Origin of the sequence: Parasedimentitalea marina (assembly GCF_004006175.1) — a bacterium.
Lineage (GTDB): Bacteria > Pseudomonadota > Alphaproteobacteria > Rhodobacterales > Rhodobacteraceae > Parasedimentitalea > Parasedimentitalea marina.
Window position 1 is genome coordinate 73832 of record NZ_CP033221.1, and the last position, 26172, is coordinate 100003.

A 26172-nucleotide genomic window follows, 5' to 3' on the forward strand; every position below is an offset into this window, starting at 1 on the left:
TGCGTTGAATGCCGGACCTTGCGGTCCGGCATCAGGCCCTAGTCGCCCCTTATGCGGCTTTGGCTTCTCGTCTGGCCTCGCGGCCAAAAAAGATCAGGTAGAACACTGGCGCGGCAATCAGGGTCAGCACGGTGGCAAAGGTCAAGCCACCCATGATGGTCACCGCCATCGATTTGAAAAAGGCATCACCAAGCAGGGGAACCATGCCGAGCACAGTGGTCACCGCCGCCAGCATGACAGGACGCAAACGCGACACGGATGCCTCGACAATGGCCTCGCGTATCTTTTTGCCTTCGGCTCGAACCAGATCAATCTCTTCGACCAGCACAATACCGTTCTTGATCAACATCCCCGACAGGCTGAGCAGACCAAGCAAAGCAGTGAAGGTAAACGGCAGACCCGTTCCCAGCAATCCGATCACCACGCCATTCACCGACATCGGCACCAACAACCAGATGATCACAGGTTGGCGAATGGCGTTGAACAGTAACACTGAAATCAGCACCATGATCAGCCCTGACAGGGGCAGTTGTCCGCCCAGGCTTGCATTGGCATCCGCCGCGCTTTCGTGTTCGCCGCCCCACTCCATCTTGTAGCCCGATGGCAGCTCCATCGCCTCGATCACATCACGTACTTCGTTGAACACCGACGCTGCAGTCAGGTCCGCAGGAATATCGGCACTGACCGTCAGGGTTGGCACCCGGTCTCTGCGATGGACCAAGGTGTTTTGCACCTCTACGTCTACCCCGTCGATCATCTGTTCCAGTGGAAGGAACTTGCCGGTTGAGCTGGAGTAAACCACCTGATCCATCAGGTTATAAGCGCCATCCACCGGACGCCGCAGAATGATCGGGATCAGCCGCTCGCGCTCGCGGAACACACCGCCGGTAATGCCGTCAGTTGAGAACATCAGCGTGTCGGCAATATCCTCACGGCTAACACCGGCGGTTTGCGCGCGGTCGGTGGCATAGATGGGTTTCAACACCAATTCTTGTTCGCGCCAATTGTTGCGCACACTCAGGATGTTGTCAGATGCAGCAGCCAATCGAGCGGCTGCCTCTTCCCCCAGTTCACGCAGCACTTTTGGATCAGAACCCGAGAACCGCGCTTCAATTGGGTTGCCGCCCCCGGGGCCAAAGACCAAACGTTTGGTGCGGAATTCACCCTCGGGGAACTGCGCCTGACCAAATGCCTCAAGATCCGCCTGAATGGCCGGAATTGCCTCCAGATTTGGAGCGCGGATGATCAGATGACCGTAGCTGGCGTTTGGTTTTTCCGCCTGATAGGTCAGCATGAACCGCGAGGCCCCCTGCCCGACAAAGCTGGCCACCGACACCACATCATCGCGTTTGTCCAACCAGCCTTCGAAAACTTTCAAATGGTCCGACGTGGTGTGTATCGACGTCCCTTGCGGCAGTTTGTAGTGCACAAAGAACAGCGGTGTATTTGAGTTCGGGAAAAACTGTTGTTTGACCTGACCAAAGCCGATGAAACAGACAACTGTGACAGCGACCAGACCAACAACAACCAACCAACGCAGTTTAAGTGCCAATCTCAACGTGCCACCATAGGCGCGAAACAATAGTCCGCCATAGGCATCCGCGCCGCCCTCTGTACCTTGCTTGAAGAAATAATGCCCCAGCAGCGGCGTGACGGTCAAAGCCAGCAACCAGCTGAGCAGCAAAGAGATCGCAATCACTGCGAATAGTGAGAACAGAAACTCACCCGCGGAATCCGGGCTAAGGCCGATACCGGCAAAGGCCATGATGCCAATGACCGTGGCCCCCAGCAGCGGTATCTGCGTCTTGTCCGACGCGTCCTGCGCTGCATTGCGTGACGACTTTCCGCGCAACATCGAGATCTGCATGCCCTCGGCCACCACAATAGCGTTATCGACCAACATCCCCATGGCAATAATCAGCGCGCCGAGCGAAATCCGCTCCATCGAGATGGAAAACAGCTTCATGAACAGCAAGGTGCCGACCACCGTCAGCAGCAGCGTTGTGCCCACCACAACAGCAGCGCGCCAACCCATAAACATAGCCAAAACCGCAATTACAATGGCCACGGACATGGCCAGGTTGATCAGAAAGTCATTCGAGGCCTGCTCGACCACAACATGCTGCTGATAGATCGGCTCCAGCTGAACCCCATAGGGGATGTCTGCGTCCAGTTCCGCCAGCTTTGCGTCAACGCGTTTGCCGACCTCGACAATATTTTCAGTTGCCAGACCAGCGATCCCAAAGGAAAATGCCTCGGTTCCGTTAAAGCGAATGATCAAGTCCGGATCCGTTGTACGACCGCGATGGACCGAAGCCATGTCGACAATATTGATGACTTCGCCCTCGGCCCCCACCGACAGGCCTGCGATTTCGGTCACACTGTCAGAGCCTGCCGGCGCTAGCAGCCGGGTTTCACTTGGACCCGCATCCAAAGTGCCCGCCGACCTCACCGAGTTCGAAGTGGCAATGGCATTGGCAATAGCCGACATTGCGATGTTCTGGTTCACTGAAATCGACAAATCCGGCTCAACAAAGATCGCCTCGTTTGGCAGGCCCGAGACCTCGACATCTGCGACGCCATCCACCGTCAGCAACTCACGACGCAGGAACGTCGCCAATTCATGCTTTTCAGCGTCGGTATACCCTTCAGCTGTAACCGCATAAAACAGGCCGAACACGTCACCAAAACTGTCATTCACAAACGGCTGCCCAACCCCGTCAGGCAGTCCACGCGACGCATCCCGTATACGGGCGCGCAGCTTGGTCCAGATTTCAGGAAGCTCGGTGCCGTCATAAATATCCTGCATTTCCACTTCGATCAGGGAGAACCCAGGCTGGTTGATCGAGGTGATCAGCTTGACCTCGGCCATCTTTTGGATGGCAGACTCCAGTGGTTCAGATACCTCAAACGCCACCTGCTCAGCGGTGGCACCGGGATATTGGGTCGAAATCACCACCTGCTTGATGGTAAAGGCCGGATCTTCAAGCCGTCCCAGCGAGGTGAAACCCCAAATGCCGCCCGCAAGGGCGATCAGCATAATCAGCCACGTATAAAGAGGTCTGTCGATTGACGCGCGTGCGATGTTCATAACGCGCCCCTTAGTTCGCAAAGCCGGTGAACCGGCGCACCGATTGACCGTCCGTCAAAGCACCACCACCGGTCAGCACAATTTCCTCTCCCCCGGCCAGCCCGGACACTACGCGAAAATCGCCAAATTGAGTTGGCTCGATTTCCACGGGGGTCCATGTCACGGATCCCTCGTCAGCTCCGGTTGGTGAAAATACCATTGCACCAACTTGCCCTGACGGCTTGCTGACCAGAGCCGTTGAGGGCAGTGAAATAATATCATCCCCAGCGTCCGCCAGCACCCTTACTGTCGCCGAAGCCCCTGGAAAGATCTGCATGCCCGCGGGTGGTTCAAACAGAAAAGTCACGCGGTAAGTTTGCCCAACGTTGCTTGCCTCAGCATCAAATTCGAGAATTTGCAATGGAAAGTCACCTTCACGCCCGGGAAAGCTTGCGGTGATTTCCAAAACTTTATCTTGCTCGGATTGTTGGAACAAAATTTCCGGAACATCGACTTCGATGTGCAATTCTGACATGTCGTGCAGGCGGACAATCGGAGCCCCCGCACTGACAGTGGTAAAAAGGGCCACTTCACGGCTGGACACCAGCGCATCAAAGGGGGCCCGCAGGGTCGCGTGACGCAGCGCATATTGGGCGTTTCGCACTTCGATTGCAGCCAGCCCCGCCTGGGTTTCCGCATCATCCATTGCGACCTGACTGACTGTACCCTCCAGCCGCTCCATCCGGGTCACAGTGCGATCGGCCTGAGCCTTCTGCAACTGCGCTTGCTCTAGGTTCAGTTCAAACTGTTCAAGATCAAGCTCGGCAATCAACGTACCCTTGGGAGCAAGAAAGCCTTCGGTCACCGGAAACTTAAGAAGCTGCCCAGCAACCTGGAATGCCAGATCAACACTTTGCTTGGCCGCAACCTGGCCAAAGAACTGACGCTCCAGCCGCGCCTCCCCAGTTTCCGTCTTCATCAGTTTTACTGGTTTAAACCCTGCCTCAGCCGCAGATGCCATTGGGGTCAACGCCAGCGCAGAAACCAAAAGCGCCGAGAATGGTGTCATCAATCGCATGTCTTTAGTCCTTCCGGAACACCGGTTCGCAATACATTGTCGTAGATTTTTCCGGCCAGTTCGGAAAAAATCAGCGTTTCATCTTTGTTCAGACCCGAGGCCTCGAGGAACATCTCGCTGGCCAATTGCTCCATTTCACGACGTCGCTCCCAACCGCTTTGTGTCAGTTCCAGCAACCACGCCCGTCTGTCTTCAGGATCTCTTCGCCGTTGCACATAGCCCTGCTCTTCCAGACTGTCGGCAGTCGCCGTAACTGTTGAGGGAACGGTCAACATCATCTGAGCAAGCAGCCCCATGCGGTTGGGTTGGTCCAACCGAATAATCATCCGGCATTCCATCTTAGTGAGCTTTGGATCGTCATTCATCTTTTCGATGCTGTCATCCAACTTCCAATACAATGCAAACACACCCAAAATTGCCCGAATTTCCGGTGTCAGCGCTAGAAAGGTATTATCCGTTTGGTCTAAACTCATAGCTGTTCCTAAGTGGCCCATAGGCGATATACTTCACTTATCGAACCTTTCAAGAAGAGAACCAAATTTTAATGGACTCATCTTTGAAGAATTAAGTTCTGAAGTTGCAGTTGTTGCCGCAATCACCAGTAGGCATCGCAACCTGACGTTGGGATGTTTTTAGAAATATCAAAAGGTAAGGACGCTCTTAAGCTAGCTGATCAAGGCGCCGCGCAGCTCTTCGCCGAGTTTTGATAGACCCGAAGTCAAGGGAAACAGAGCCGCCTGGACGGAATGATAGATATCAGGTTTGCCCAGAAACTGAGTTGTTGTCGGTTTGCCCTGTTCATCAATTTCCGGAAACCAACCACCATTTTCATAATCGATAAAATGTGCATCAGCAAAGCACCAGAGCCGGCTGTACCAATCATGCTGCACCTGATTGCCGCCGAGCTTGAGAAAACTTGCCAGAACTCCGATCGCCTCAGTCACAGGCCACCAGTAACGAGAGCCAATCGCAGGAGTTCCGTCAAAGTTGAGAGTATAGGCAAAACCACCCAACTCGTTATTCCAAGCGTCCGACAACGCTCTTTCGGTCAACTTCCACGCTACCTCTTGAGTATTATTCTCCGGGCGGCCGGAAAGATCCCAATATTGAAGCAAAAGGCGTGCCAGTTCAAAGGAATGTCCAGGCGTTGTGCCACCGGGGCGGAACATGGGATTGCCCGAATACAGCCGATCGATCTGCCAGTCTGCGGTATAATGCTCTGGCAATCGCCAATTTTCAGCGGCCGCAATCCGGTTAACAAAGAAGCCGAGAATCTGGCCCGCCATGCTCAAATAGGTTTCGCGCCCGGTTGCCTCAAAAGCGGTCAAAAGGGCCTCGACCCCATGCATGTTGGCATTCATCCCTCGATAGCTCGAAAACGGGCTCCAGTCGCGGTTCCACTCATCCGCAAACAGGCCGTGATTACCCTCCCAATAATGAGTCTCCAAAACCGCCGTTACATCATCAATCAGACGGTCAGCATCGGGGTGCCCGGCCATCTTGGCACTGGCGCCCGCCAGTAAAACAAATACATGCCCGTAAGCAAGTTTGCGACCATCATGAACGGTCTCACCATCCAAAGCCCATAGATATCCGCCATGGTCACGGTCGCGGTGGTGACTCCATAGATACGCCATTCCCTTGTCGATCACCGTGTCGCATTCCTCCAGACCGAAAATATGTCCCAGTGCATAGGAATGGGTCAGCCGGGCGGTCGTGTGAAGTTCCTGCACGGTATCGGTCAGCGGGTTCCCGTCATAACCCAGCACGAAAAAACCCGGTTCAGGGCGTACACTGCTGCGGAAGAAGTCAAACTGTCGCTTGGCGTCTTTGCGCAGAAAATCCCGGTGGGCAGACGTTCCAAACCGGAAAGCGTCGGCGTCGTGGTGGCGGTTGTTTGGTATGTTTGCCAAAGGAGGCCTCATCTATGTCAACTAGCGCTAGAAACGCGTGATTGTGAATCTGGAGAAGTGTCGCTTGTAGAAGCCCCGCTCGAGATCGTTTGAATATACTGCAGCTCTGCCGTTGGTGCGCCCGCGATACGTTTCAACAGAAGGTCCGCCAGCTTTTCACCAGCCTCCGACAGATCCTCATAAAGGCTGGGCACCTTCGGTCGCACCAGATCAAAGACTCCTGAGGTTTGCTTGACCACAAGCTGGACGTCTTGCCCCGGAACCAACCCCAAATCCTGAATAGCGGCAAGCGCGGCAAGACCCGAAACATCACCTGGAAGAACCAATCCGTCAGGAGCATCCGGAGCAGCGAACCGTTTATGAATATTTGCCGAAATGGCTTCAGCACTGCTATCCAGCGAGATGCCATCTAGAACTTCGCAATCAACACCTGCCGCCCGGACTGAAGTCATGAAGCCGTGCAGTAAGTGCTGACGAAAAGTGAAGCGCTCGGGCGGGAGCAAAATGCCCAGCTTCTGGGCTCCTCTGTCGATTAGCGTCTCCGCAGCCTGGCGCCCAAAGGCATAGTTATCGTAATCCACAAAGGGATGGGGTGTCGCCAATTCTGACCGACCATGCGAAACAAACGGAAAATCCGCTTCAAGAAGAAATTTAATACGGTTGTCATCCGGTGTGGTACGCGAAAATATAATCCCGTCCGCCAATTTGTCGCGAACTACCCGCTGGATCTGTTCAGCAGATTTGTCCAATCCAAAATCAGGCAGCACGACAAGATGATAGCCCGTATTTTCCAGTTGTGCACTGATGCCTCGGATCAACAGAGTACCAAATCCAAGAATTTCCTCATGTGGCGGCAAGATCAAATTGATAACCTTCGTGCGCCCAGTCCGAAGACGTTGAGCGGCGCGGTCTGGCGAATACCCAAGTTCGGTCGCAACCGATTTGACAAGAGCACGAGTCTCTTCTGACATCTGCGGATCATTCGCTAAAGCGCGCGAAACGGCCCCCACGGAAATTCCCATTTTTGCAGCGATAGTGCGCTGTGTTGGGCGTTTGATCTTGGTTGGCTCTGTCATAGCTCACTGCTTTTAAGATGTCTGACACGGTAATTTAATACGATTAAACAAGCAATGCCCGCAAAAATAAATATGCCATTATTCTCGACTGCTGTCAAAACACCCTTATTTTATGGGGAAATATGTAGTAATTTTGATCAACTGTTGAGCCTTGACAGACTCATCAATTATAACGTTATAAATAGATATGAAATTTTCTGGGAGGAAATTATGAAACTCAAGAAACTGATGGCCAGCGCTGCGCTTGTCGCTCTAACTTCGGGATCTGCCTACGCTGAAGAGGTAGAAGTCCTGCATTGGTGGACCTCGGGTGGCGAAGCTGCTGCCTTGAACGTATTAAAGGATAATCTGGCGGGTCAGAAAATTGGCTGGCTTGATATGCCCGTTGCCGGCGGCGGCGGCGAAGCTGCCATGACAACTTTACGGGCCCGTGTCACAGCTGGCGACGCTCCAACGGCTGTGCAGATGCTGGGATTTGACATTGTTGACTGGGCCAACGAAGACGTTCTGGGCAATCTCAACGAAGTGGCCGCAGCCGAAGGTTGGGACAAAGTTGTACCCGAGGCCCTGCAGGCATTTTCCAAGCATGACGGCAACTGGATCGCGGCACCTGTTAATGTGCATTCGACCAACTGGGTCTGGATCAGCAAATCCGCGCTGGATGCAACCGGTCTTGGTGCACCAACCAGCTGGGATGAACTGACGGCCGTTCTGGACGCAATGAAGGCCAATGGCATCACGCCGCTGGCGCACGGCGGTCAGGCTTGGCAGGACGCCACAATCTTTGATGCGGTTGTGCTAAGCATGGGCGATGACTTCTATAAATCAGCGCTGATCGATCTGGACATGGATGCCTTGGGCGGCGCGACAATGGTCGAGGCTTTCCAACGCATGGATACCCTGCGCGGCTATGTCGATGACAATTTCTCGGGTCGCGACTGGAACCTTGCGTCAGCAATGGTGATCAATGGCGAAGCTGGCATGCAGATGATGGGCGACTGGGCGAAGGGTGAATTCCTACGCGCGGATCAAAAACCCGGAGAAGATTTTGTTTGCATCCGCTTTCCTGGCACCCAAGGTGCCGTTACCTTCAACTCGGACCAGTTTGTCATGTTCGACGTCGAAGAAGGCAACAAAGCGCAACTGGCAATGGCCTCGGCTGTGATGGACCCTGTGTTCCAATCCGCATTCAACGTGGTCAAAGGGTCGGTGCCAGCGCGGACGGATGTGCCCAACACCGACTTTGATGATTGCGGTCAAAAAGGCATGGCAGATCTGGCCGATGCTGGCGGCAATGGACGCCTGTTTGGCTCCATGGCACATGGCCATTCGGTCCCAGCTTCGGTGAAGAACGCAATTTATGACGTCGTCACCGCCCACTTCAACGGCGAATACGACGCTGAAACTGCAGCACAGGAAATGGTCAACGCGGTCGAATCCGCAATGTAACCTCCCTTGTGAAGCCAGCGAATATGGCTTCACCAACTCTGGGCCGGGGGGCGATCCTCGGCCCATCTTTAAAAGACGAGTTGGTGCGACTGCGCCGACAAAATGGGGGAAAGATGGCAAACTATGCCTCTGATGCGGATTTCCGCACGAAACTACAGGGATGGATTCCAAAACTGGTGTTGTCGCCGTCCATCGCGATGATGCTGGTGTTTGTGTATGGGTTCATTCTGTACACGGTCTACCTCAGCTTCACCGGCTCGAAAATGCTGCCCAAGTATGACTTGATCGGCATTGATAACTATGTCCGGCTTTGGGGGCTTTCGACCTGGTGGACCGCCGTCACCAATCTTGCCATTTTTGCATCGCTCTACATCATCATCTGCACAGTGATCGGATTGACGCTGGCCATTCTGCTGGATCAAAAGATCCGTGGAGAGGGTATGCTGCGCCCCATCTACCTTTACCCGATGGCGCTGTCGTTCATCGTCACCGGCACAGCTTGGAAGTGGTTTCTTGATCCCGGAATTGGACTGGAGAACACCATGCATCTTTGGGGCTGGGAGAGCTTCGAGTTTGGCTGGATCAAAGACCGGAACATGGCGATTTACACCATTGTAATTGCGGCCGTCTGGCAAACCAGTGGTTTTGTTATGGCAATGTTTTTGGCCGGTCTGCGCGGCATTGATAATGAAATCCTTAAGGCAGCACAGATTGACGGCGCCTCGAACTGGAACCTGTATCGCCGTATCGTCATCCCAATGCTGCGCCCGGCATTTCTGTCGGCCTTTGTGATCCTTGCCCACTTGGCAGTCAAATCTTATGACCTTGTCATTGCCCTGACGGGTGGTGGACCAGGCCGGGCGACCGAGCTGCCCGCGACATTCATGTATTCCTACACCTTCACCCGAAACCAGATGGGAACCGGTGCGGCCAGCGCTGTCATCATGCTGATGACCATTGCAGCGATCATGATGCCGTACCTCTATGCCGAGCTGAAGGAGAAGTCCTGATGTCCGTTGCAACACAAGACACCGCCGTCAGCTCCGGCAAAATCACCCGCGTTTTTATCTACCTTGTGCTGTTGCTCTCGGCGCTGTTCTATTTGCTGCCCTTCTTTGTCATGGTTGTAAATTCACTGAAACCACTGGATGAAATCACTGGTGGCAACATGATGGCCCTGCCGGAGACATGGACGATCAAGCCTTGGTTAAAGGCCTGGTCCACAGCCCAGATCGGGGTCGAGGCAACTGGGCTGAAACCCTATTTTCTGAATTCTATCCTGATGGTGGTGCCCGCTGTTGCCATCTCTACCGGGATCGGTGCGCTGAATGGCTATGTGCTGACCAAGTGGCGGTTTCGTGGGGACACAATCCTGTTTGGCTTGTTACTGTTCTCCTGCTTCATCCCATTTCAGATCGTACTGATCCCCATGGCGACAATCCTTGGTAAAATCGGTCTGGCTGGCTCTATTCCCGGATTGATCCTTGTCCACGTCGTTTACGGTATTGGCTTCACAACGCTTTACTACCGGAACTACTATGCCGCCTTCCCGACCGAACTGGTGCATGCTGCCATGATCGATGGCGCCGGCTTCTTTCGTATTTTTTGGCGCATCATGCTGCCTGTTTCTGGACCCATTACCGTGGTCTCTGTGATCTGGCAGTTTACCAATGTGTGGAACGATTTCTTGTTTGGAGCCTCATTTGGCGGTCAAACCCAGCCCATGACGGTTGCGCTGAACAACCTGGTTCAGTCTTCAACGGGTGTGAAAGAATATAACGTCCACTTTGCAGGCGCGATCCTCGCCGCCTTCCCCACTCTCCTCGTCTATGTCGTCGCGGGCCGGTACTTTGTCCGCGGTCTGATGGCCGGATCTGTAAAAGGCTAATCTCATGGGTTTTCTAGACATCTCAAGCGTCACCAAATCTTACGGCAACATCGAAGTTCTGCATCACGTCGACATCGCTGTGAAAGAAGGCGAATTCTTGGTGTTGGTCGGCCCTTCTGGCTGCGGCAAGTCCACCCTGTTGAACATGATCGCTGGGTTGGAAGACATCACAGATGGGGATATTTCCATCAAGGGTCGCGTCATGAATGGCGTCCACCCATCTAAGCGCAACATCGCAATGGTGTTCCAAAGCTACGCGCTTTACCCCAACATGACCGTGGGCCAGAACATGACATTCGGGCTGGAAATGCACGGCGTCGCCAAGCCTGAGCGTGACAAGGCGCTGGCCAGTGTTGCAAAGCTTCTGCAGATCGAACCGCTTCTGGATCGCAAACCCGGTCAACTGTCAGGCGGACAGCGCCAGCGGGTGGCCATGGGCCGTGCACTGGTCCGCGAACCGGATGTGTTCCTGTTTGATGAGCCCCTATCCAACCTCGATGCAAAACTGCGTGTCGACATGCGCACCGAAATCAAGAAACTGCACGAAAAACTAAAAACCACAATTGTCTATGTCACCCATGACCAGATCGAGGCCCTGACGCTGTCGACCCGAATTGCAGTAATGAACGACGGATATGTCCAGCAACTGGGTACGCCCAAGGAAATTTATGACACACCGTCAAATCTGTTTGTCGCGACCTTTATGGGATCCCCTGCAATGAATATCTTGCCCGCTAAGGTTTCAATGATCGACGGCTTGCCACACGCCGAGATCACAAATAGCGCCGGGCAAAAGACCCCTCTTAAGTTCAGCCAAGCCAACATGGCCGATTGGCAGGGTAAAGAGATCCTTTTGGGCATCCGCCCCGAAGCCCTGACAGATCCAGAAGGCGCGGACCGGAAGTCTTCGAACATCGGGACGCTTCAAAATACCGTGGACGTGATCGAGCCAGCCGGGGCTGATACTTTTGTCACGACCACACTTGGTGGAACAAACGTCATCGCACGGATGCGGGCCGATACCGAGATTGCGTCGGGACAGATGTTCGACTTCGCGGTGAATATGGAAAAGGCAGTGGTGTTTGATCCGCAGTCAAAAAATCGCATCAAACCATAGTGTGGACCCATCCATTCATGAGCGATAAGGGCACTACTTATCGTTCATGAATCGGGTACAAATTAGCTGTGGGCAGACACGTATCGACCCTCAAGTCATGTTTGGATCATAGAGGTCGGTGCCGCACCTTTTGCCGCCTAGTCGGCTTCCACGTCGAAAACGACAATTCCGTCGACCCCACCGCAACTGGCCGCAACCAGCCTGGCACCCATTTCCACATGGATTTCATGTGTTTCATAAGCCAGATGTGCTTTGCGATCACGGAATGTCATGATGAACCCATAGTCAAAATCCAGTGATTTCTTTTCAAAATCAAGATTGGGTCCAAATGACATGTCAATCACCCCATCGACGACACCCACCAAACTGGCCAAACCTTCCATGATGGCTTCTTTTTCGCCAATCAAAACGTCACTCTTAAAGTTGATAAAGACACAGTGTTTTAACATGGTTCACCCGTTTTCGTCCCAATCATGGCCCAGAGAGGTGTCTGTATCGTGCTACGCAAACCTGTGACATACCTCTCGGTTTCAATTCCTAAACCAGCGAAGATCAGTTTACGAGTCGTGCATTACTTCGGATCAGATCGGCGGCTTTTTCGGCAATCATCACGACGGGCGAGGCCGTATTACCGGAAACAATTTTCGGCATTACTGAGGCATCAACAATGCGTAATCCATCAAGTCCACGCAAACGCAGTTGTGGATCTACCACCGCAGATTCATCAATACCCATGCGGCAGGTGCCGACAGGGTGGAAAATAGTGGTGGCGATATTGCCGACTTGCTGCAAGATTTCCTCGTCTGTCTGGGTGCTCGGTCCTGGCAGAATCTCTTGCGGTTGATAGGGATACAGGGCCCTTGCTGTCATGACTTGCCGCACCTGTTTGATTGATTGCACAGCAATACGTCGATCGTTTTCTACTGACAGGTAATTCAGCGCGATTTTTGGTTGAGTACCAAGGTCAGCACTGGTGATATGGCAGTTCCCAACACTTTGGGGCCGAAGGTTGCAAACCGATACGGTGATTGCCGGGAACGGGTGCAACGGATCTCCCAGCTTATCAGTTGACAATGGCTGGACGTGATATTCCAGATCTGGCATCTCAAGCGAAGGATCCGATTTGGTAAACATACCAAACTGGCTGGGGGCCATCGACATTGGGCCACTTCGCATCAACCCATATTGCAACGCGATCCGGGCCTTCCCCAGCAGACTGTTGCCCATTGTGTTCAGGGTTTTCGCATTTTGCACCTTAAACACGGTTCGGATTTGCAGATGGTCTTGCAGGTTTTCGCCCACAGCGGGCTGATTCAGAGTCACATCCAGCCCCAATCCGCGCAGCAGTTCGGGATTTCCAATGCCCGACAGTTCCAACAATTTGGGAGTGTTAATCGCGCCTGCCGCTAGCAAAACCTCGGCATCAGCACGGGCCTGAAATTGCGTTCCTTTGTGGCGGAAAAGCACGCCAGTGACCCGGCGACCTTCGACTATTACTCGTTCGGTCTCAGCCTTGGTAATGACCCGAAGGTTGGGTCGTTGCATGGCCGGACGCAAAAAACCCTTGGCAGTGTTCCAGCGCACGCCCTTGTTTTGATTGACCTCAAAGAAACCACTGCCTTCGTTGCTCCCATCGTTGAAATCCTCGCGTGGCGTTATACCGAATTCCTTGGCACCATCCCGCACTGCACCCAGAATATCCCATTCAAGCCGTTGCTTTGCGACTTTCCACTCACCACCTGATCCATGCAGTTCAGAACCACCGCCATGGTGATCTTCCGATTTGAGGAAATAGGGAAGCACGTCGTCCCAGCCCCAACCCACATTGCCCAGCTGGCGCCAATGGTCGTAATCGGTAGACTGGCCCCGCATATATATCATGCCATTGATCGACGAGCAGCCTCCCAGCACTTTGCCACGCGGATAGGTCAGACTACGGCCATTCAACCCAGGTTCGGGCGCAGTTTTCATCATCCAGTCGGTACGCGGATTGCCGATGCAATACAGATACCCCACCGGAATATGCACCCAGTGGTAGTTATCTTTTCTCCCTGCCTCCAGTAACAAAACGCGGATCTTTGGATCCTCACTCAGCCGATTGGCCAACACGCAGCCGGCAGTGCCAGCCCCTACGATAATATAGTCATACTGCCCATCCAGGGGCTGCGCCTGCGCCATAGTCTTTTATCCGGGTATTGAGGTTAGTATTTGATCACCAGCTTGCCAATCATGGCAGCGCCTTCGATGATCTGGTGGGCCTTTTTCAAGGTGTCCGAAGACAGGCCATGCAGGATCTTGGTTTCCGTGGTGGCAATGACGCCGTCATCAACCAACCGCGCCATATGAGCCAGAATATGTCCTTGTTTGTACATATCCGGCGTCCCAAACAGCGAGCGTGTGAACATCAGCTCCCACATCAAGGCAGCGGACTTCCCCTGTAATGCTGAAATATCCAGCTTTTCTGAGGTCTCAACGATGGTACCGATACGGCCCTGGGGTGCGATCAACTCGCACATTGCATCCCAGTGCTGAGCGGTGTCGGCGTATTGCACGATATAGTCGGCCTGATCAAACTCGGCCTGCTTCATATCGGCAACCAGATCGCGATGGTTCACCACATGATGAGCCCCCATCTGACGGCACCATTCAGCTGTTTCGGGACGCGATGCCGTCGCGATCACCGTTGCGTTGGTCAATTTACGGGCAATCTGCGCGGTAATTGAGCCAACACCGCCAGCGCCACCAATAATCAGCAGCGAAAATGGCGTCTCACCCTGTGGCACTTGCAACCTCTCAAACAAGATTTCCCACGCGGTTAGCGAAACCAACGGCAACGATGCCGCCGCCTCGGGCGAGACGCTTTGTGGGGCATGGGCGGCGATCCTGTGATCGACACATTGCAGCGAAGCATAAGAACCCGGGCGGTTGGCGTCACCGGCATACCAAACCCGGTCCCCCGGTTTGAAATCGGTCACCTCGGCACCGCATTCAACCACGACGCCCACGGCGTCATAGCCAAGGATAAATGGCGTTTCATGCGGTTTATCAACCGCAGTCCGAATGCGCCGCTTGGCATCTGCCGGGTTGACCGAGATAGCCTCAATCTCGACTAACAGGTCGTTCGGCTCCGGCTTAGGGTCCGGTAGGTCCACATCAAACAAACTTTCCGCAGCCTCGATAGGTAGCGACTTCAAAAATCCGACAGCACGCATGGCTGCACTCCTTCTATGATAGATTATGTCTCAGGATTTGGCCCACATCGACTTCATGGCCTCGCTCAGTTGCAGATAGCGGCTGTAGCGTTTGTCATAATGGGACTGCATCGCAGCATCAGGGGTGAACGAGGCACGACTGCGGGTCATTTCTGCAATGCCGTTCTCGTAGTCGGCAAACAGCCCGGCACCCAGACCAGCGCCAATAGCGGCCCCCAACGCACCGGTTTCCTGCGCCTCGGCTACTGTCACTGGAACGCCCAACCCGTCTGCGAACATCTGCGGCCAAACCGGGCTGCGTGATCCGCCACCCGATAACATCGCCGAGTTGAACTGCACCCCTGCGCCGCGCAAAACGTCAATGTGACGCCGATGTTCAAACATAACACCTTCGAATAATGCGCGCAGCATGTGGCCTTCGCTATGCCAACCGGCAACACCGTAAAACCCAGCGCGATATTCCGCCCCCTGCCCCGAGCCATAGAGAAACGGATGGAAGTATGGGTCATCACATGCCGCAGTGATCTCTGCCACTCGTGCATTGCAATAGCCAAACGGATCGTCATGATGTTCGCCACGTTCAACGAATTCTCGGACATACCATTCCAGATTGGCAGCCGAAGTGGCGCTGGCTTCAATATTGACAAATCGAGCACGCCCGAAACCGGCAACCATGAATACTTCAGGATCAACCACGGGCGTGCTTGAAAACACCTGATTGATGCTCCATGTGCCGCAGATGATAGAAGCCTGTCCTGCTGAAACCACTCCAGACCCCATCGCACTGGAAACCACGTCAAAGTAACCCGCCACAACCGGCGTGCCTTCTGCCAGTCCAGTAACTTTGGCAGATTGGGCGCTTATTGTGCCAGCAACATCCGCCGGATCAAACAACCAGGGTAACATACCCCGAGCGTCCTCTAGCCCATACAGGGTCAGCAAATCGTCGTCATATGTGCAATCCGGCATCCGCAACAACCCGCACCCGGACATATCTGAAATGTCGCTGGTGCGAAGACCTGTCAGTTTAAAATTGATAAAATCCTTGCACAGCATCACAGATCCAACCTGCGCATAGATTTCGGGGCGATGACGTTTGATCCAGGCCAGTAACACAGGCGTTTGCGAGGGCCATGGTTTTTGCAGACAGATCTCATGCAAGGCATCGCCATGGGCCGCGGCCAGTTCCGCCGCCAGATCCGCGGCACGCGTGTCCAGCGATTGAATGCCAATCAGTGGTTCACCATCGCGATCCACCAGATATAGCCCGTTGCCGTGACCGGCACAGCCAACCGCTGCAATCTGGCTTGGCTCGATACCGGCCGCGTCAATACAGTTTCGGATTGCTGTTTTTGCATTGGCCCACAACTCGTTCAGGTCACGCTCAACATATCCCGGCTGCGGCGTCGAGGATTGCCCATCCAACGTATGCATCGCCACCTGACGTCCCTGCAGATCAAACAACACTGCCTTGATCACAGTGTTGCCCGCATCCAGTCCCAGCAGATATGTCTGTTGATTACTCACGATTGTAAATGTCCCATGCTTCTTCACCGCTGGCGCCATTGTGGATCATCGCCATCAATGCAGCGACCACAGCCTTTGGGTTGTCATGCTGATAGATATTGCGACCATAGACCATGCCCTTGGCCCCCTGCCCCATCAGTGCCGCTGATTTCAACAGCACGGTTTTCAGATCTTCCTTACCACCGCCCCGCACCAGAACTGGCACCCTTGCGGCTTCGACCACGCGGTGGAAATCCCCGGCGTGTTCAGTTGGATCCGCCTTAATGATGTCCGCGCCCATTTCACTGGCCAAACGGGTAAGCGTGACAATCTTGTCGGCGTTACCATCCACCTGATAGCCACCGCGAATGTCATTGGGCAGCATCACCAGTGGTTCGATCATCAGCGGCATACCGTATTTTTCACAGGCGGCCCGCACCTTTGAGATATTCTCGACACATTGGCGGAACAGGTCAGGTTCGTCCGGAAGCATGAACAGATTGACCACCACCGCAGCCGCATCCATTTCCAACGCACCGATAATCGGCTCTTCCGCGTTTTGCAGCAGTGACCACATCACCCGGTGACGCTGATCATTATAGGGATTGCCCATGTCGATCCGCATCACCAGCGCCGGTTTGTCCTTCTCGGGCCGGGCTTGCAACAAGTCAGCCTGACCATAGGTCATCTGAATCGCATCTGGGCGGGCGTCTATCAGTGTGTTCACCACACTGCCCATATCCTCGAGCCCAACCATAAAGCTGGGTTCGTTACAGACCCCATGATCAATCGCGACATCCAGACAACCGCCGTTGGTGAACATCCGATTCATGCGGGCTTTAGTGCTTACACGCATTCCATACTCCTTGATTTTGAATTTTGGCTCTGTGCAGTCAGAAAGACGCCGTGAAAATGATGTAGCTCATCCAAAAGCGATCTGCGCTCGGTGTCGATCTGCGATGAGGTCCAGTCCAGCTCTTTCGCCATCAGGCTGGTAAGAGCATCGACCAGGAACAGGTTCAGCCCACCTGTGATTGCCAGATCAGTACGTCGAAGAACAATGTCAGACAGGTGCACGACGTATTCGTGACGAATAAGAAAACTGATTTCGGCCAATGTATAGGCACAATCCTGCTCTAGTGGCTGATCATCAGCATAACAAACACAGTGATTCAGAACTTGCCTCGCACCAGTGCCATATGCAGTGACCATATGCTTTGCCCGATCTAGCGTCACCGAATACTCGGCCATCAATGCCTGCTCCAATGCACCCGCAGCCAAAGGAAAATCAGCTCCACCGCCGATTGGCTGGCCAATTGTGTCCAATTTTCGAGGGTGATCCAACTCTGCCATCACCTCATCCGCCGTCTGCTGTGCAAAGGCGCGGAACGTCGTCCATTTTCCGCCTACCATACAGAACTGCGGCACCAGACCGTCCATCTTATGAGTGAAATGTCCGCGTGAGATTCTGCCAGTGAAATCTTGATCGCTTGATGGTAGGGGGCGGATGCCGCTATAGCTAAATACGACCTCGTCCGCCGACACTGGCACATCAGGAAAGATCAACTGCAGCGAGGTCAAGATATAGTCCATCTCCTCGGGCTCGCAGCGGGTCCGCGACGCCGAAGTGACCCGGATATCAGTCGAGCCCGCCAGCACCTTGCCCAAATAGGGGAATACAATACAAACCCGGCCATCGGTATTTTCAAAGTACATCATATGGCCATCCAGCGCCTTTAGCAGCACAGGATTATCTAGGATGAGATGTGACCCTTTGGTGCCAGACACCAGCGGTTTCGGCTTGGTCTTTTGCGGCGACAAGTGCGCGTTGACCTCGTCCAGCCAGGCCCCTGCCGCATTGACCACCGCCCGTGCCGTCACCAGATGGCTATTTCCGGTTTCTAAGTCAGTTACAGAATACGCTCCATCTGTGACAGACAGCTCGGCGTAGTTCACTGCAGCCGAATCCGGAGCCAGACGATTGGTATCAGTGATCAGTTCCAGTCCCAACCGTTCCGGATGCGAAATCCAGGCATCATAATAGGTGGCCGAGAACAACAGCTTGCGGGTCAAATTCGGCCACTGCTTCCAGGTCGTCCTGGCACTGCTGAATTTGTGTTTCGGCAACATCCGGCGCTTGCGGGTCACCAGATCATAAAGTGATAGACCAGCTTTGATCGGCAATGCACCCCGGTTCGAAGGCTTACCAGATCCACCAAAGAAACTGGTAGCCGCATTGAACAAGCCGGAGAACAACGACGTGATCGGGATTGTGGTTGGCAGTGGCCGCACTAAATGCGGTGCATTACGCAACAGCGCATCCCGTTCTGCCAGCGACTCGCGAACCAGATCAAACTCACCGTTTTCCAAATAGCGCAGCCCGCCGTGGATCATTCGCGACGGCGCCGAACTACAGCCTGAACAAAAATCGTTGCGCTCGACCAGCAGCACCCGGAGCCCTTGCAGGGCTAGTTCGCGGTAGACGCCCAGCCCATTGATACCGCCGCCAATGACAATGACGTCAAAGGTCCCGTTATCGCTGATGCGCTGAAAGCTGCTGTGTCGTTGCGCAGGCATAACTTCTCCGTTCGCCAAAGTGACCCTCTGGCGCTTTCTTGTTGTCGGTTTTCAGTACTGGTTAGCCGTCGAGGTTGGTCAAATGTGCCCCAGCGGCTGCGGTAATGGTTGCGATGTCCTGTTGTGAAAGTCTGATACGTCCTGCGGCGGCATTCTCGCGGGCTTGATCCGCGTTGCGGGCCCCGCACAAAGAAAACGTGATGCCGGGTTGCTGCACGGTCCAGGCGATCACCGTCTGCGCCAAAGTCGCGTTATGGGCATCGGCAACAGGCGCGATCTCTACCATCAGGGCTGCGATCTTATGCCGGTTTGCCATTGAAAAGCGCGGGTTGCCCTTGCGCTGATCATCGCCCGAGAAGTCCCGGTCCGGTCCAACCTTGCCACTCAACAGCCCCAGCGCCAGCGACGAATAACTTAGCGCCGACACGCCGTGCTCGGCGCACAGTGGCAACAGCGAAACCTCAATGTCGCGTTTGACCATGCTGTACTCTTCTTGAATGGCGTCCAGCTGTCCCGCCGCCACATATGCAGCAACATCGTCTGCACTCGTGTTGCTGGCCCCAATCGAGCGGATCTTGCCTTGTTGCTTTAAAGTCTCCAGCGCCTCCATCGTCTCGGCGATGGGGGTGGTCGGATCCTGCCAATGGGTGATGTAGTGATCAATATAGTCGGTTTTCAACCGTGTCAGGCTTTGCTCAACCTCATAAATGATCGCGTCTTTACCCAGATAGCGATGCACTGGCTGACCGCCATAGTCAAAGAAATGGTTTCCCTTTTGACTATGCCAGACCAACCCACATTTGGTCGCCAACACAACCTTGTCACGGCGCCCAACCAAGGCTTTGCCGACGATCTCTTCGGCCAGTCCCTGACCATAAGCAGGCGCAGTATCGATCAGGGTGACCCCTTCATCTACTGCGGTCTGAATAGCCTCGATCGACTGCGCTTCGTCAGTGCCGCCCCACATCCAGCCGCCAATGGCCCATGTGCCCAGACCAACCACCGAGGCTTCGATCCCGGACGTTCCTATTGGGCGTGTTAGCATTTCATGCGACATGTTTTGACCTTTCCATAGTCTCTAGAACCGCGTTGACGGTCTCTTCGTCCAGGACCAGTGAATCCAAGAAATTTCCATTCAGCACTGACTGAATGGGTCGTACCTTTTGCTTTCCGGCGGCAATACCGATCACCGTTCTGCAGGTTTGCAGCTCACTTGGATTCAATGCCACTAAGCGGGAGTTCAGTTCATATTCAGCAAGACGGCCGTTTTCACCGATCAGATGTGCCATGAATTCAGCGGCCACCCCCATGCCGACCAGCATCTTTCGATCGGACTCCGGCACTGGGTTCAGATCGTAATAACTGGACCCCCGCGGCTCGACCGAACCAACCCCAACCAGCGCGACGTTAGCCCGGCGCGCCAGATCAAACACTTCCTTGGTCGAGGCCATTTCTTTCAGCATATCCCGCTGATTACGGCTTTCGGCAAACAACGGCGCGTGGATCAGCATCGGAGTTCCGCCCAACCGTTCCGCCATTTGCGAGGCCAGGTGGTTTACATCGGTATAAAACTTCCCCTGCACCCCGCCAGTAAGCGGCACAACAGTAATGTCGAAATTGCGGTCCGGTGACAGATTCTCGACCACTGCACTGATCGCTTTGCCACCAGTGATTGCAATGACATCACCGTCACGGACAGTTTCTAACAACATATTTGCAGCTGCTCGACCCACTTGTTGCAGGGTAGTATCCGGATTGCCCGATACAGTGGGCGTCACCATCGCCCCGTTCAGTGTGGTTGCTCCGACCAGTTGGCCCTCCAGTTTGGCCAACCGTTGAAACGGGCTTGTCACATCAATCTTGACCATACCTAACTTGCGTCCTTGGGCGATCAACCTATTCACCTTTGACGTTGAAAGGTTGAGCCGTTGGGCGATTTCCGATTGTTTCAACTCTTCAACAAAATGCAGCACCAATACTGTGTGAATCTGGCGAGAAAGTTCAAAATCTGAGATGCGTTCTGACATATCTGTCCCCCCCCTTCAGCTGCGTTTCTTGTTGAGATAGTGATCAATCGAAACCGCAGCCAACAGGATCGAGCCGCGAATGATGTCCTGCCAGTAGACCGACACATCCAACAGAGCGAGCGAGCTGGAGACCACAGACAGCAGCACCACACCGAGGATGGCGCCGAAAATGGTTCCCGCTCCACCGGTCAGGCTGGCGCCACCAATTACGGCTGCGGCGATCACGTTCAGCTCCATCCCCAGCCCAAAGGTGGGTTGGGCTGAGCCAAACCGTGCCATGTAGATAATGCCTGCAAACCCCGCCAGTGCCGAACACAAAGTGGTGGTCAGAAAGATCACCTTTTTTGTGCGGATGCCGGAATATGCGGCGGCCTTTTCGTTGCTGCCCGTGTAGAATACTTTGCGAAACACGGTGGTGCGACGCAGCATGAAGTCGAACACCAAAACCACAACCAGGAAAATGATAATTACCAGCGGGATCGGCCCTATGGTTCCCTGGCCAATGAATTTAAACTCTGGTGGCAGCGTATATAGCCCCAACGGCCTCCCCCCGGTGCCCAGCAGGCAAGCGCCTCGGGCAATCACCATGACGGCAAGTGATACAATGAAGTGATGCAGCCCAACCCGGGTGACAAAGAACCCCATAAAGGCCCCAATTGCAGTGCAGGCGGCAATCGCTATGGCCGAGGCCACCCAGGGATCAATGCCTTGCAGGAACAACCATCCCGCAATCACCATCGACAGTGCCGTGACCGATCCAACCGATAGGTCGATCCCGCCCGAGATCAGCAAGATGGTCATTCCGACCACCACAATGCCCTCGACCGCAAAGGCCATGACCATGGCCCGCATATTCACCCAGGTCAGGAAATAGGGCGAGGCAAAGGACATAATCACAAACATTACCAGAATGATCGCAATCAACCCGGTTTCGCGCATCCGCAGCAATTTGTGCAACGTGCTGGTCGTTGGCTCTGCGGGTGCCGAAGCTGTTATTTCCATCGAGTTCTCCACCGTGCTCTCCCTCAGCCCGTCAATTCTTGGGCATCCAGGCCCGAGGCCAGATGCATAATGTTTTCTTCGGTAATCATGTCGCCCTCGACCACCCCGCCGATGCGCCCCTCGCGGACCACCAGCACCCGGTCGCTAACCCCGATCAGTTCGGGCAGTTCAGACGAGATCACCACGATGCCCACTCCGCTGCGGGCCAGTTCACGCAGGATGCGGTGAATTTCTGCCTTGGCACCGACGTCAACTCCCCGCGTGGGCTCGTCCAAAAAGATTAGTTTTGGGTTCACCGACAACATCTTGGCAATCGCGACCTTTTGCTGATTGCCCCCCGACAGTGAGGACACAGGATCTGACAACTGACCACATTTCAGGTTCAGCTTATCGCCCAATCTTTCCGCCTGCCCGTCTTCTAGTTCGCGATTGATCAGGCCCAATGGACTGGCGACCTGCTGCAATTTCAATGCCGATACATTGGCGGAAATTGGCATATCCAGAAAAATGCCGTCACCTTTGCGATCTTCGGACAGATAGACCATCCCCGCCGCAATACTGTCTTGATAGTGCTTAAGAACAAGCGGCTCGCCATTCAGCCAAACATCGCCAGAAACATCACCATCCAACCGGCAAATACCTTTAACGATCTCGCTGCGCCCCGAGCCGATCAGCCCGGCTATACCAAGGATCTCACCCTTTTTCAGATGGAATGACACGTCACTAAACCGGGGGTGCTGCGTCAGCCCCTTAACCGCAAGGATAATGTCTGGCGAGGCCTCCTCTCTGGACTGTTTGTCCGGATATAGGTTCTCAATCTTTCGGCCAACCATGGCGTTGACCACATCCCCCGGTTCTATCTCTGTCACATTACGCGTGGTGATATACTGGCCATCGCGGAACACAGTTACACGGTCACAATTGTCGAAAATCTCGACCATGCGGTGCGAGATATAGATGATCGCAATGCCACTATCGGCCAACCGCCGCATGATACCGAACAGTACCTGTGCCTCTTTATCCGTCAGCGCTGCCGTGGGCTCATCCAGGATCAACACCTTACAATCCAGCGTCAGCGCCTTGGCAATCTCGACCAGCTGTTGATTTGAAATCGACAGGTCTCGCACCAGAACCGATGGATCAATGTCGCTGAGTTGGCGAAACACTTCACGCGCCTTGGCCTCCAGCCCTTTATAATCCATCAAGAACGACCGGCTGATATTGGTGGTCGCCATGAATATGTTTTCAGCCACAGACACATCCGGGCACAAGGCAATTTCCTGATGCACAAATCCAATGCCCAGTTTCTGTGCCTTCGTCGGAGAGTTGATCCGGACGGGTTTGCCGTCCCAGATAATCTCACCGCTGTCCGGTTTTAGAATGCCGTCGATGACATTCATCAGGGTGGACTTCCCAGCCCCGTTTTCACCGGCCAATGCATGGATCTCACCGCGTCGCAGTTCAAAATCAACACCCCTAAGCGCGCGAATGGCGCCAAAGGATTTGCTGACATTCGAAATTTTGAGGATCACGTTATCTGGCATGGCCGGGGTTCTGACTGTTCTGCAATTTGAAAAGTGGCGGGCAGTATTCCTAGGCATACTGCCCGCCAAGAAAGGGTAGGAAAGCAATCAGCTAGGATCGCGACCGTCCATGTAAACATTCAGATCAAAACTGTCTGCATTCTCTTTGGTGATCACGGAGAACCCGTTGTCAACAAAGGGAATTTGCATCGGGTTATACCCCGAAACTTTGTAGTCGTTGAACGGTTCAAAGACCTCGGAATGCGCCGCCAGGAAGGTGGACATAAAACCCATGAACCCCTGCATTGCCTGGTTCGGATTTAGCGCCATATGGATATTGCCGGCCTTGATATGCTCCAGCGTCGTCGGAGTGATATCCGCATGCATTACCAAAACATCTGCCTTGGCTTCCAGAATGGCAGCAACTGCACCTTCAGCCGAGCCTGCCTCAGGGATCCACAAAGCGCCCAGATTTGGGTTGGCCTGCAAGATCGACGCCGTGGCACGGTAAGCTGCGGTGCTGTCCTGATTGGTCGCCTGACGGCCGACCAGCTTCATGTTGGGGTAGTGTTTTTCCATATATGTCAGCAGCGCGGTGACCCGAAGGTCATGATTGGACTGACCCGGATTTTCCAAAACCGCAAATTCTGCACTGTCGCCAATCTGGCTGACAATCTCTTCAGCGGCAAACTTGGCCTCGGCCAAATTGTCCGACGTGATATAGGCCGTCCGCTTTGACTTGGGCGAATCCGCAGCAAAAGTTGCCACTTCGGTGCCGTTGTCGATTGCGCGGTCAATCGGCTCGATAAACGGGTCCGACTGCATTGGGTGAACCAGGATGCCAGCAGGTTGTTTGACCATATCCTGTTCAAACGACGCGATCTGTTTGGTAATGTCGTAATCCGGAGTGCCCGAGAACACGGTCTCGCAACCAAAGGCCTCGGCAGCCTGTTTGAACCCCTGGTAGACCGGAACCCAATAAGGGTGACCCGAGACCATGACGTTCATGATATATGTCTCTCCTGGTTCGCACCGCAGTCCGCCTTCGGCCTGTGCCGAGGTGACAGAAATAACCGAGGCTGTCATGGCGAGAGACGCCAGAATTCCAGTAACGTTATGCTTCATCATCTTACTCCTCCCTAGAGCATCTGAACTGAAGGTCCTTTTTTACAATGGCACGGATGCGCCGGGTTGCGGTATTTATTTCAATGTCCGCAAGAAACTTCATAACACATGAGTATGAGCACGTAAGAAAACGGTCAACGCCAACGTAAATAAATCGCACTATGTGAAATTAATTTCACATCTAGGGCAGTTCAGACTGTTTGGGGGCGACTGATGATTTTGAGCAGGATTGTCAGGTTATCGGCCGCTACCACATAGCTCTATCACCTGATGATGTGATTTGGTTTTAGCCAATCTTGATCGGGATCAGATTGGCAGTCCAAGGATGACAGCAACCTTTGAGATCAATCAACACAGTCGGCGGCGCCACAGCTTCAAGTTCAAAGACCGATACCCAACGCTATCTAGCCTGACAGCCGACACGTAGCGTCAGAGCCGTCCATTTCATCAGAACCAGAGATCGCCTAATTTTGCGACGTAACACACTGTTTCTCAGTCCGGTGCACGGTTCAGTGTCTTATAAAGATCTTCAAATATACTGTCACGATCGAGATCATAAGCCTCTAGCATGAAATGCCGATCCGGATCGGCCTTCCAGTACAGTGCGTCATCAAGGATCGGTGACGTTGTCAAATGCGTAGAGACATAGGCATCGTCAAACAGCCAAGCCACGTTGATGATGTCCCAAATAACCCAGGTCTTGGTTTTGGGGTCTGTGATGGCAAACATTTCATGTAGCGGATTGTGGGTGTAAAGATGCCATAGGTAATCCCCTATTGCGCCCTTGCCTTTTACAAAACTTTCCATCTCCGGGTAAGAGATTTTCAGCTGCGCCCCAACATGATAACCAGGGAGATAGACATGCGGCACGCCGCATTCAAACAACAGTTGTGATGCAAGTCGGTCCTGAACCAAGTTCAGTGACGGCTGATTGTTAAACGGTGCATAGCTTGGAAAGGACGCGGTCCAGACCACGACGATGTTGTCAATGATGTCTGGCGCAATTAGCAATGCCGACGCAATATTGGTCAGCGCCCCCATCGCCAGAATATACACAGGTCCGTCTGCACGTTTGCGAGCTTCTTCAATGATAAAGTCGGTCGACGGTGTCGATATTGGGGTATCGTAATCTTGCAGATACCCCGGTGCGCCGCGAAATACCTTGCCGCTTGCGTCCACTCCACATTTGTCAAAGATGCGCTGGATCTCTTGATAGGATAACTCAGCGCCCTCTTCGGCGCTGACGAACCGAACGTCTTCGGCCTTGCGCCCTGTGTCTATGATCCGTTGCGCCCATCCACCTAGGCCGCCCATAAACTCTTCCTCACCAGAATCTTTGGGGCCACCGCTGCGCATGATTTCAACTGATCGGATCAGTTGATCTCGATGATGGGCAAACGAGAATGGAACCGCCGTGACACCTTCCAACCGCAGCCGCTCTGGCGAAAGCAAAGCCCAGGCCAGTGCATATTGATCATCAATTTCGTTGGCAGTGTCAGTGTCGATTATGACCCGCGGGTTCGGCCCTGGTCGACCCAGACGACGCTCCATCAAGGACCGATCAAGCGTCGGGAAACGTTTTGCAATTTCAGTCAGAGAAGTCATATGC

At 53.9% G+C, this 26172-nt stretch carries 21 protein-coding genes; 4 read left to right on the forward strand and 17 right to left on the reverse strand.

The annotated features are described in order from the left end of the window. Window positions 1-49: 49 nt before the first annotated feature. The 5 genes from EBB79_RS22455 to EBB79_RS22475 all read right to left on the reverse strand — a co-directional run bounded on the left by EBB79_RS22455 (window position 50) and on the right by EBB79_RS22475 (window position 7137). Window positions 50-3091 carry an efflux RND transporter permease subunit gene (locus tag EBB79_RS22455; RefSeq protein ID WP_127751277.1) on the reverse strand — a complete coding sequence of 1014 codons (3042 nt, stop codon included), beginning with the start codon at window positions 3089-3091 and terminating at the stop codon, window positions 50-52. 10 nt (window positions 3092-3101) lie between these two features. Further along, the gene (locus tag EBB79_RS22460; protein WP_127751278.1) at window positions 3102-4148 is read right to left on the reverse strand and encodes an efflux RND transporter periplasmic adaptor subunit; all 1047 of its coding nucleotides are present in this window, start codon (window positions 4146-4148) and stop codon (window positions 3102-3104) included. Further along, a complete protein-coding gene (locus tag EBB79_RS22465; RefSeq protein WP_177627905.1) occupies window positions 4139-4621 on the reverse strand; it encodes a MarR family winged helix-turn-helix transcriptional regulator in 483 nt (160 codons plus the stop codon). Before EBB79_RS22465 ends, EBB79_RS22460 begins: the two co-directional genes overlap by 10 nt. Before the next feature lie 192 nt (window positions 4622-4813). Then, the gene (locus EBB79_RS22470; RefSeq protein ID WP_338045824.1) at window positions 4814-6061 is read right to left on the reverse strand and encodes an AGE family epimerase/isomerase; all 1248 of its coding nucleotides are present in this window, start codon (window positions 6059-6061) and stop codon (window positions 4814-4816) included. Window positions 6062-6078: 17 nt separating this feature from the next. Continuing rightward, a complete protein-coding gene (locus tag EBB79_RS22475; RefSeq protein ID WP_127751281.1) occupies window positions 6079-7137 on the reverse strand; it encodes a LacI family transcriptional regulator in 1059 nt (352 codons plus the stop codon). A 228-nt stretch (window positions 7138-7365) separates the two neighbouring features. On the opposite strand from EBB79_RS22475, the gene EBB79_RS22480 reads away from it, so the two are divergent. The 4 genes from EBB79_RS22480 to EBB79_RS22495 all read left to right on the forward strand — a co-directional run bounded on the left by EBB79_RS22480 (window position 7366) and on the right by EBB79_RS22495 (window position 11591). Beyond that, on the forward strand, window positions 7366-8586 hold the full coding sequence (locus EBB79_RS22480) for an ABC transporter substrate-binding protein (protein ID WP_420850427.1): 1221 nt from the start codon (window positions 7366-7368) through the stop codon (window positions 8584-8586). A gap of 113 nt (window positions 8587-8699) precedes the next feature. After that, window positions 8700-9596 carry a carbohydrate ABC transporter permease gene (locus tag EBB79_RS22485; RefSeq protein WP_127751283.1) on the forward strand — a complete coding sequence of 299 codons (897 nt, stop codon included), beginning with the start codon at window positions 8700-8702 and terminating at the stop codon, window positions 9594-9596. Then, window positions 9596-10474 (forward strand): carbohydrate ABC transporter permease, encoded by an 879-nt coding sequence (locus tag EBB79_RS22490; protein ID WP_127751284.1) that lies wholly within the window; start codon window positions 9596-9598, stop codon window positions 10472-10474. Before EBB79_RS22485 ends, EBB79_RS22490 begins: the two co-directional genes overlap by 1 nt. Window positions 10475-10478: 4 nt before the next feature. Further along, window positions 10479-11591, forward strand: a complete 1113-nt coding sequence (locus EBB79_RS22495) for an ABC transporter ATP-binding protein (RefSeq protein WP_127751285.1) — start codon at window positions 10479-10481, stop codon at window positions 11589-11591. A 137-nt stretch (window positions 11592-11728) separates the two neighbouring features. Here the strand turns inward: EBB79_RS22495 and EBB79_RS22500 are convergent, their stop codons facing one another. From EBB79_RS22500 to EBB79_RS22555, 12 genes are all read right to left on the reverse strand, one after another. Beyond that, window positions 11729-12040: a Dabb family protein gene (locus EBB79_RS22500; RefSeq protein ID WP_127751286.1), complete on the reverse strand. Its 312-nt coding sequence runs from the start codon at window positions 12038-12040 to the stop codon at window positions 11729-11731. 103 nt (window positions 12041-12143) lie between these two features. Beyond that, window positions 12144-13769, reverse strand: coding sequence for a GMC family oxidoreductase (locus EBB79_RS22505; protein WP_127751287.1), 1626 nt, complete (start codon window positions 13767-13769; stop codon window positions 12144-12146). 23 nt (window positions 13770-13792) lie between these two features. Next, window positions 13793-14803 carry a zinc-binding alcohol dehydrogenase family protein gene (locus EBB79_RS22510; RefSeq protein ID WP_127751288.1) on the reverse strand — a complete coding sequence of 337 codons (1011 nt, stop codon included), beginning with the start codon at window positions 14801-14803 and terminating at the stop codon, window positions 13793-13795. A gap of 30 nt (window positions 14804-14833) precedes the next feature. Then, window positions 14834-16369: an FGGY-family carbohydrate kinase gene (locus tag EBB79_RS22515; protein ID WP_127751289.1), complete on the reverse strand. Its 1536-nt coding sequence runs from the start codon at window positions 16367-16369 to the stop codon at window positions 14834-14836. Further along, window positions 16323-17165, reverse strand: a complete 843-nt coding sequence (locus EBB79_RS22520) for a class I fructose-bisphosphate aldolase (protein ID WP_127751290.1) — start codon at window positions 17163-17165, stop codon at window positions 16323-16325. Before EBB79_RS22520 ends, EBB79_RS22515 begins: the two co-directional genes overlap by 47 nt. Beyond that, window positions 17156-18886: a glycerol-3-phosphate dehydrogenase/oxidase gene (locus tag EBB79_RS22525; RefSeq protein WP_127751291.1), complete on the reverse strand. Its 1731-nt coding sequence runs from the start codon at window positions 18884-18886 to the stop codon at window positions 17156-17158. Before EBB79_RS22525 ends, EBB79_RS22520 begins: the two co-directional genes overlap by 10 nt. Before the next feature lie 61 nt (window positions 18887-18947). Beyond that, window positions 18948-19943 (reverse strand): aldo/keto reductase, encoded by a 996-nt coding sequence (locus EBB79_RS22530; protein ID WP_127751292.1) that lies wholly within the window; start codon window positions 19941-19943, stop codon window positions 18948-18950. Further along, window positions 19933-20913 carry a sugar-binding transcriptional regulator gene (locus EBB79_RS22535; RefSeq protein WP_127751293.1) on the reverse strand — a complete coding sequence of 327 codons (981 nt, stop codon included), beginning with the start codon at window positions 20911-20913 and terminating at the stop codon, window positions 19933-19935. Before EBB79_RS22535 ends, EBB79_RS22530 begins: the two co-directional genes overlap by 11 nt. Before the next feature lie 15 nt (window positions 20914-20928). Beyond that, window positions 20929-21915 carry an ABC transporter permease gene (locus EBB79_RS22540; RefSeq protein WP_127751294.1) on the reverse strand — a complete coding sequence of 329 codons (987 nt, stop codon included), beginning with the start codon at window positions 21913-21915 and terminating at the stop codon, window positions 20929-20931. A gap of 23 nt (window positions 21916-21938) precedes the next feature. Continuing rightward, window positions 21939-23459 carry a sugar ABC transporter ATP-binding protein gene (locus tag EBB79_RS22545; protein WP_127751295.1) on the reverse strand — a complete coding sequence of 507 codons (1521 nt, stop codon included), beginning with the start codon at window positions 23457-23459 and terminating at the stop codon, window positions 21939-21941. 87 nt (window positions 23460-23546) lie between these two features. Beyond that, window positions 23547-24524 carry a substrate-binding domain-containing protein gene (locus tag EBB79_RS22550; protein WP_238705165.1) on the reverse strand — a complete coding sequence of 326 codons (978 nt, stop codon included), beginning with the start codon at window positions 24522-24524 and terminating at the stop codon, window positions 23547-23549. A gap of 531 nt (window positions 24525-25055) precedes the next feature. Next, window positions 25056-26168 (reverse strand): nucleoside hydrolase, encoded by a 1113-nt coding sequence (locus EBB79_RS22555; protein ID WP_127751296.1) that lies wholly within the window; start codon window positions 26166-26168, stop codon window positions 25056-25058. Window positions 26169-26172 lie beyond the last annotated feature (4 nt).

What these genes read in the sequence shown, in the direction of transcription:
- EBB79_RS22475 (WP_127751281.1), bottom strand. Translation starts at nt 7,137, where the DNA reads ATGACAGAGCCAACCAAGATCAAACGCCCAACACAGCGCACTATCGCT.
- EBB79_RS22555 (WP_127751296.1), bottom strand. Translation starts at nt 26,168, where the DNA reads ATGACTTCTCTGACTGAAATTGCAAAACGTTTCCCGACGCTTGATCGG.
- EBB79_RS22515 (WP_127751289.1), bottom strand. Translation starts at nt 16,369, where the DNA reads ATGGCGCCAGCGGTGAAGAAGCATGGGACATTTACAATCGTGAGTAAT.
- EBB79_RS22495 (WP_127751285.1), top strand. Translation starts at nt 10,479, where the DNA reads ATGGGTTTTCTAGACATCTCAAGCGTCACCAAATCTTACGGCAACATC.
- EBB79_RS22510 (WP_127751288.1), bottom strand. Translation starts at nt 14,803, where the DNA reads ATGCGTGCTGTCGGATTTTTGAAGTCGCTACCTATCGAGGCTGCGGAA.
- EBB79_RS22520 (WP_127751290.1), bottom strand. Translation starts at nt 17,165, where the DNA reads ATGCGTGTAAGCACTAAAGCCCGCATGAATCGGATGTTCACCAACGGC.
- EBB79_RS22540 (WP_127751294.1), bottom strand. Translation starts at nt 21,915, where the DNA reads ATGGAAATAACAGCTTCGGCACCCGCAGAGCCAACGACCAGCACGTTG.
- EBB79_RS22490 (WP_127751284.1), top strand. Translation starts at nt 9,596, where the DNA reads ATGTCCGTTGCAACACAAGACACCGCCGTCAGCTCCGGCAAAATCACC.
- EBB79_RS22525 (WP_127751291.1), bottom strand. Translation starts at nt 18,886, where the DNA reads ATGCCTGCGCAACGACACAGCAGCTTTCAGCGCATCAGCGATAACGGG.
- EBB79_RS22530 (WP_127751292.1), bottom strand. Translation starts at nt 19,943, where the DNA reads ATGTCGCATGAAATGCTAACACGCCCAATAGGAACGTCCGGGATCGAA.
- EBB79_RS22485 (WP_127751283.1), top strand. Translation starts at nt 8,700, where the DNA reads ATGGCAAACTATGCCTCTGATGCGGATTTCCGCACGAAACTACAGGGA.
- EBB79_RS22465 (WP_177627905.1), bottom strand. Translation starts at nt 4,621, where the DNA reads ATGAGTTTAGACCAAACGGATAATACCTTTCTAGCGCTGACACCGGAA.
- EBB79_RS22545 (WP_127751295.1), bottom strand. Translation starts at nt 23,459, where the DNA reads ATGCCAGATAACGTGATCCTCAAAATTTCGAATGTCAGCAAATCCTTT.
- EBB79_RS22480 (WP_420850427.1), top strand. Translation starts at nt 7,366, where the DNA reads ATGGCCAGCGCTGCGCTTGTCGCTCTAACTTCGGGATCTGCCTACGCT.
- EBB79_RS22460 (WP_127751278.1), bottom strand. Translation starts at nt 4,148, where the DNA reads ATGCGATTGATGACACCATTCTCGGCGCTTTTGGTTTCTGCGCTGGCG.
- EBB79_RS22505 (WP_127751287.1), bottom strand. Translation starts at nt 13,769, where the DNA reads ATGGCGCAGGCGCAGCCCCTGGATGGGCAGTATGACTATATTATCGTA.
- EBB79_RS22500 (WP_127751286.1), bottom strand. Translation starts at nt 12,040, where the DNA reads ATGTTAAAACACTGTGTCTTTATCAACTTTAAGAGTGACGTTTTGATT.
- EBB79_RS22455 (WP_127751277.1), bottom strand. Translation starts at nt 3,091, where the DNA reads ATGAACATCGCACGCGCGTCAATCGACAGACCTCTTTATACGTGGCTG.
- EBB79_RS22550 (WP_238705165.1), bottom strand. Translation starts at nt 24,524, where the DNA reads ATGACAGCCTCGGTTATTTCTGTCACCTCGGCACAGGCCGAAGGCGGA.
- EBB79_RS22535 (WP_127751293.1), bottom strand. Translation starts at nt 20,913, where the DNA reads ATGTCAGAACGCATCTCAGATTTTGAACTTTCTCGCCAGATTCACACA.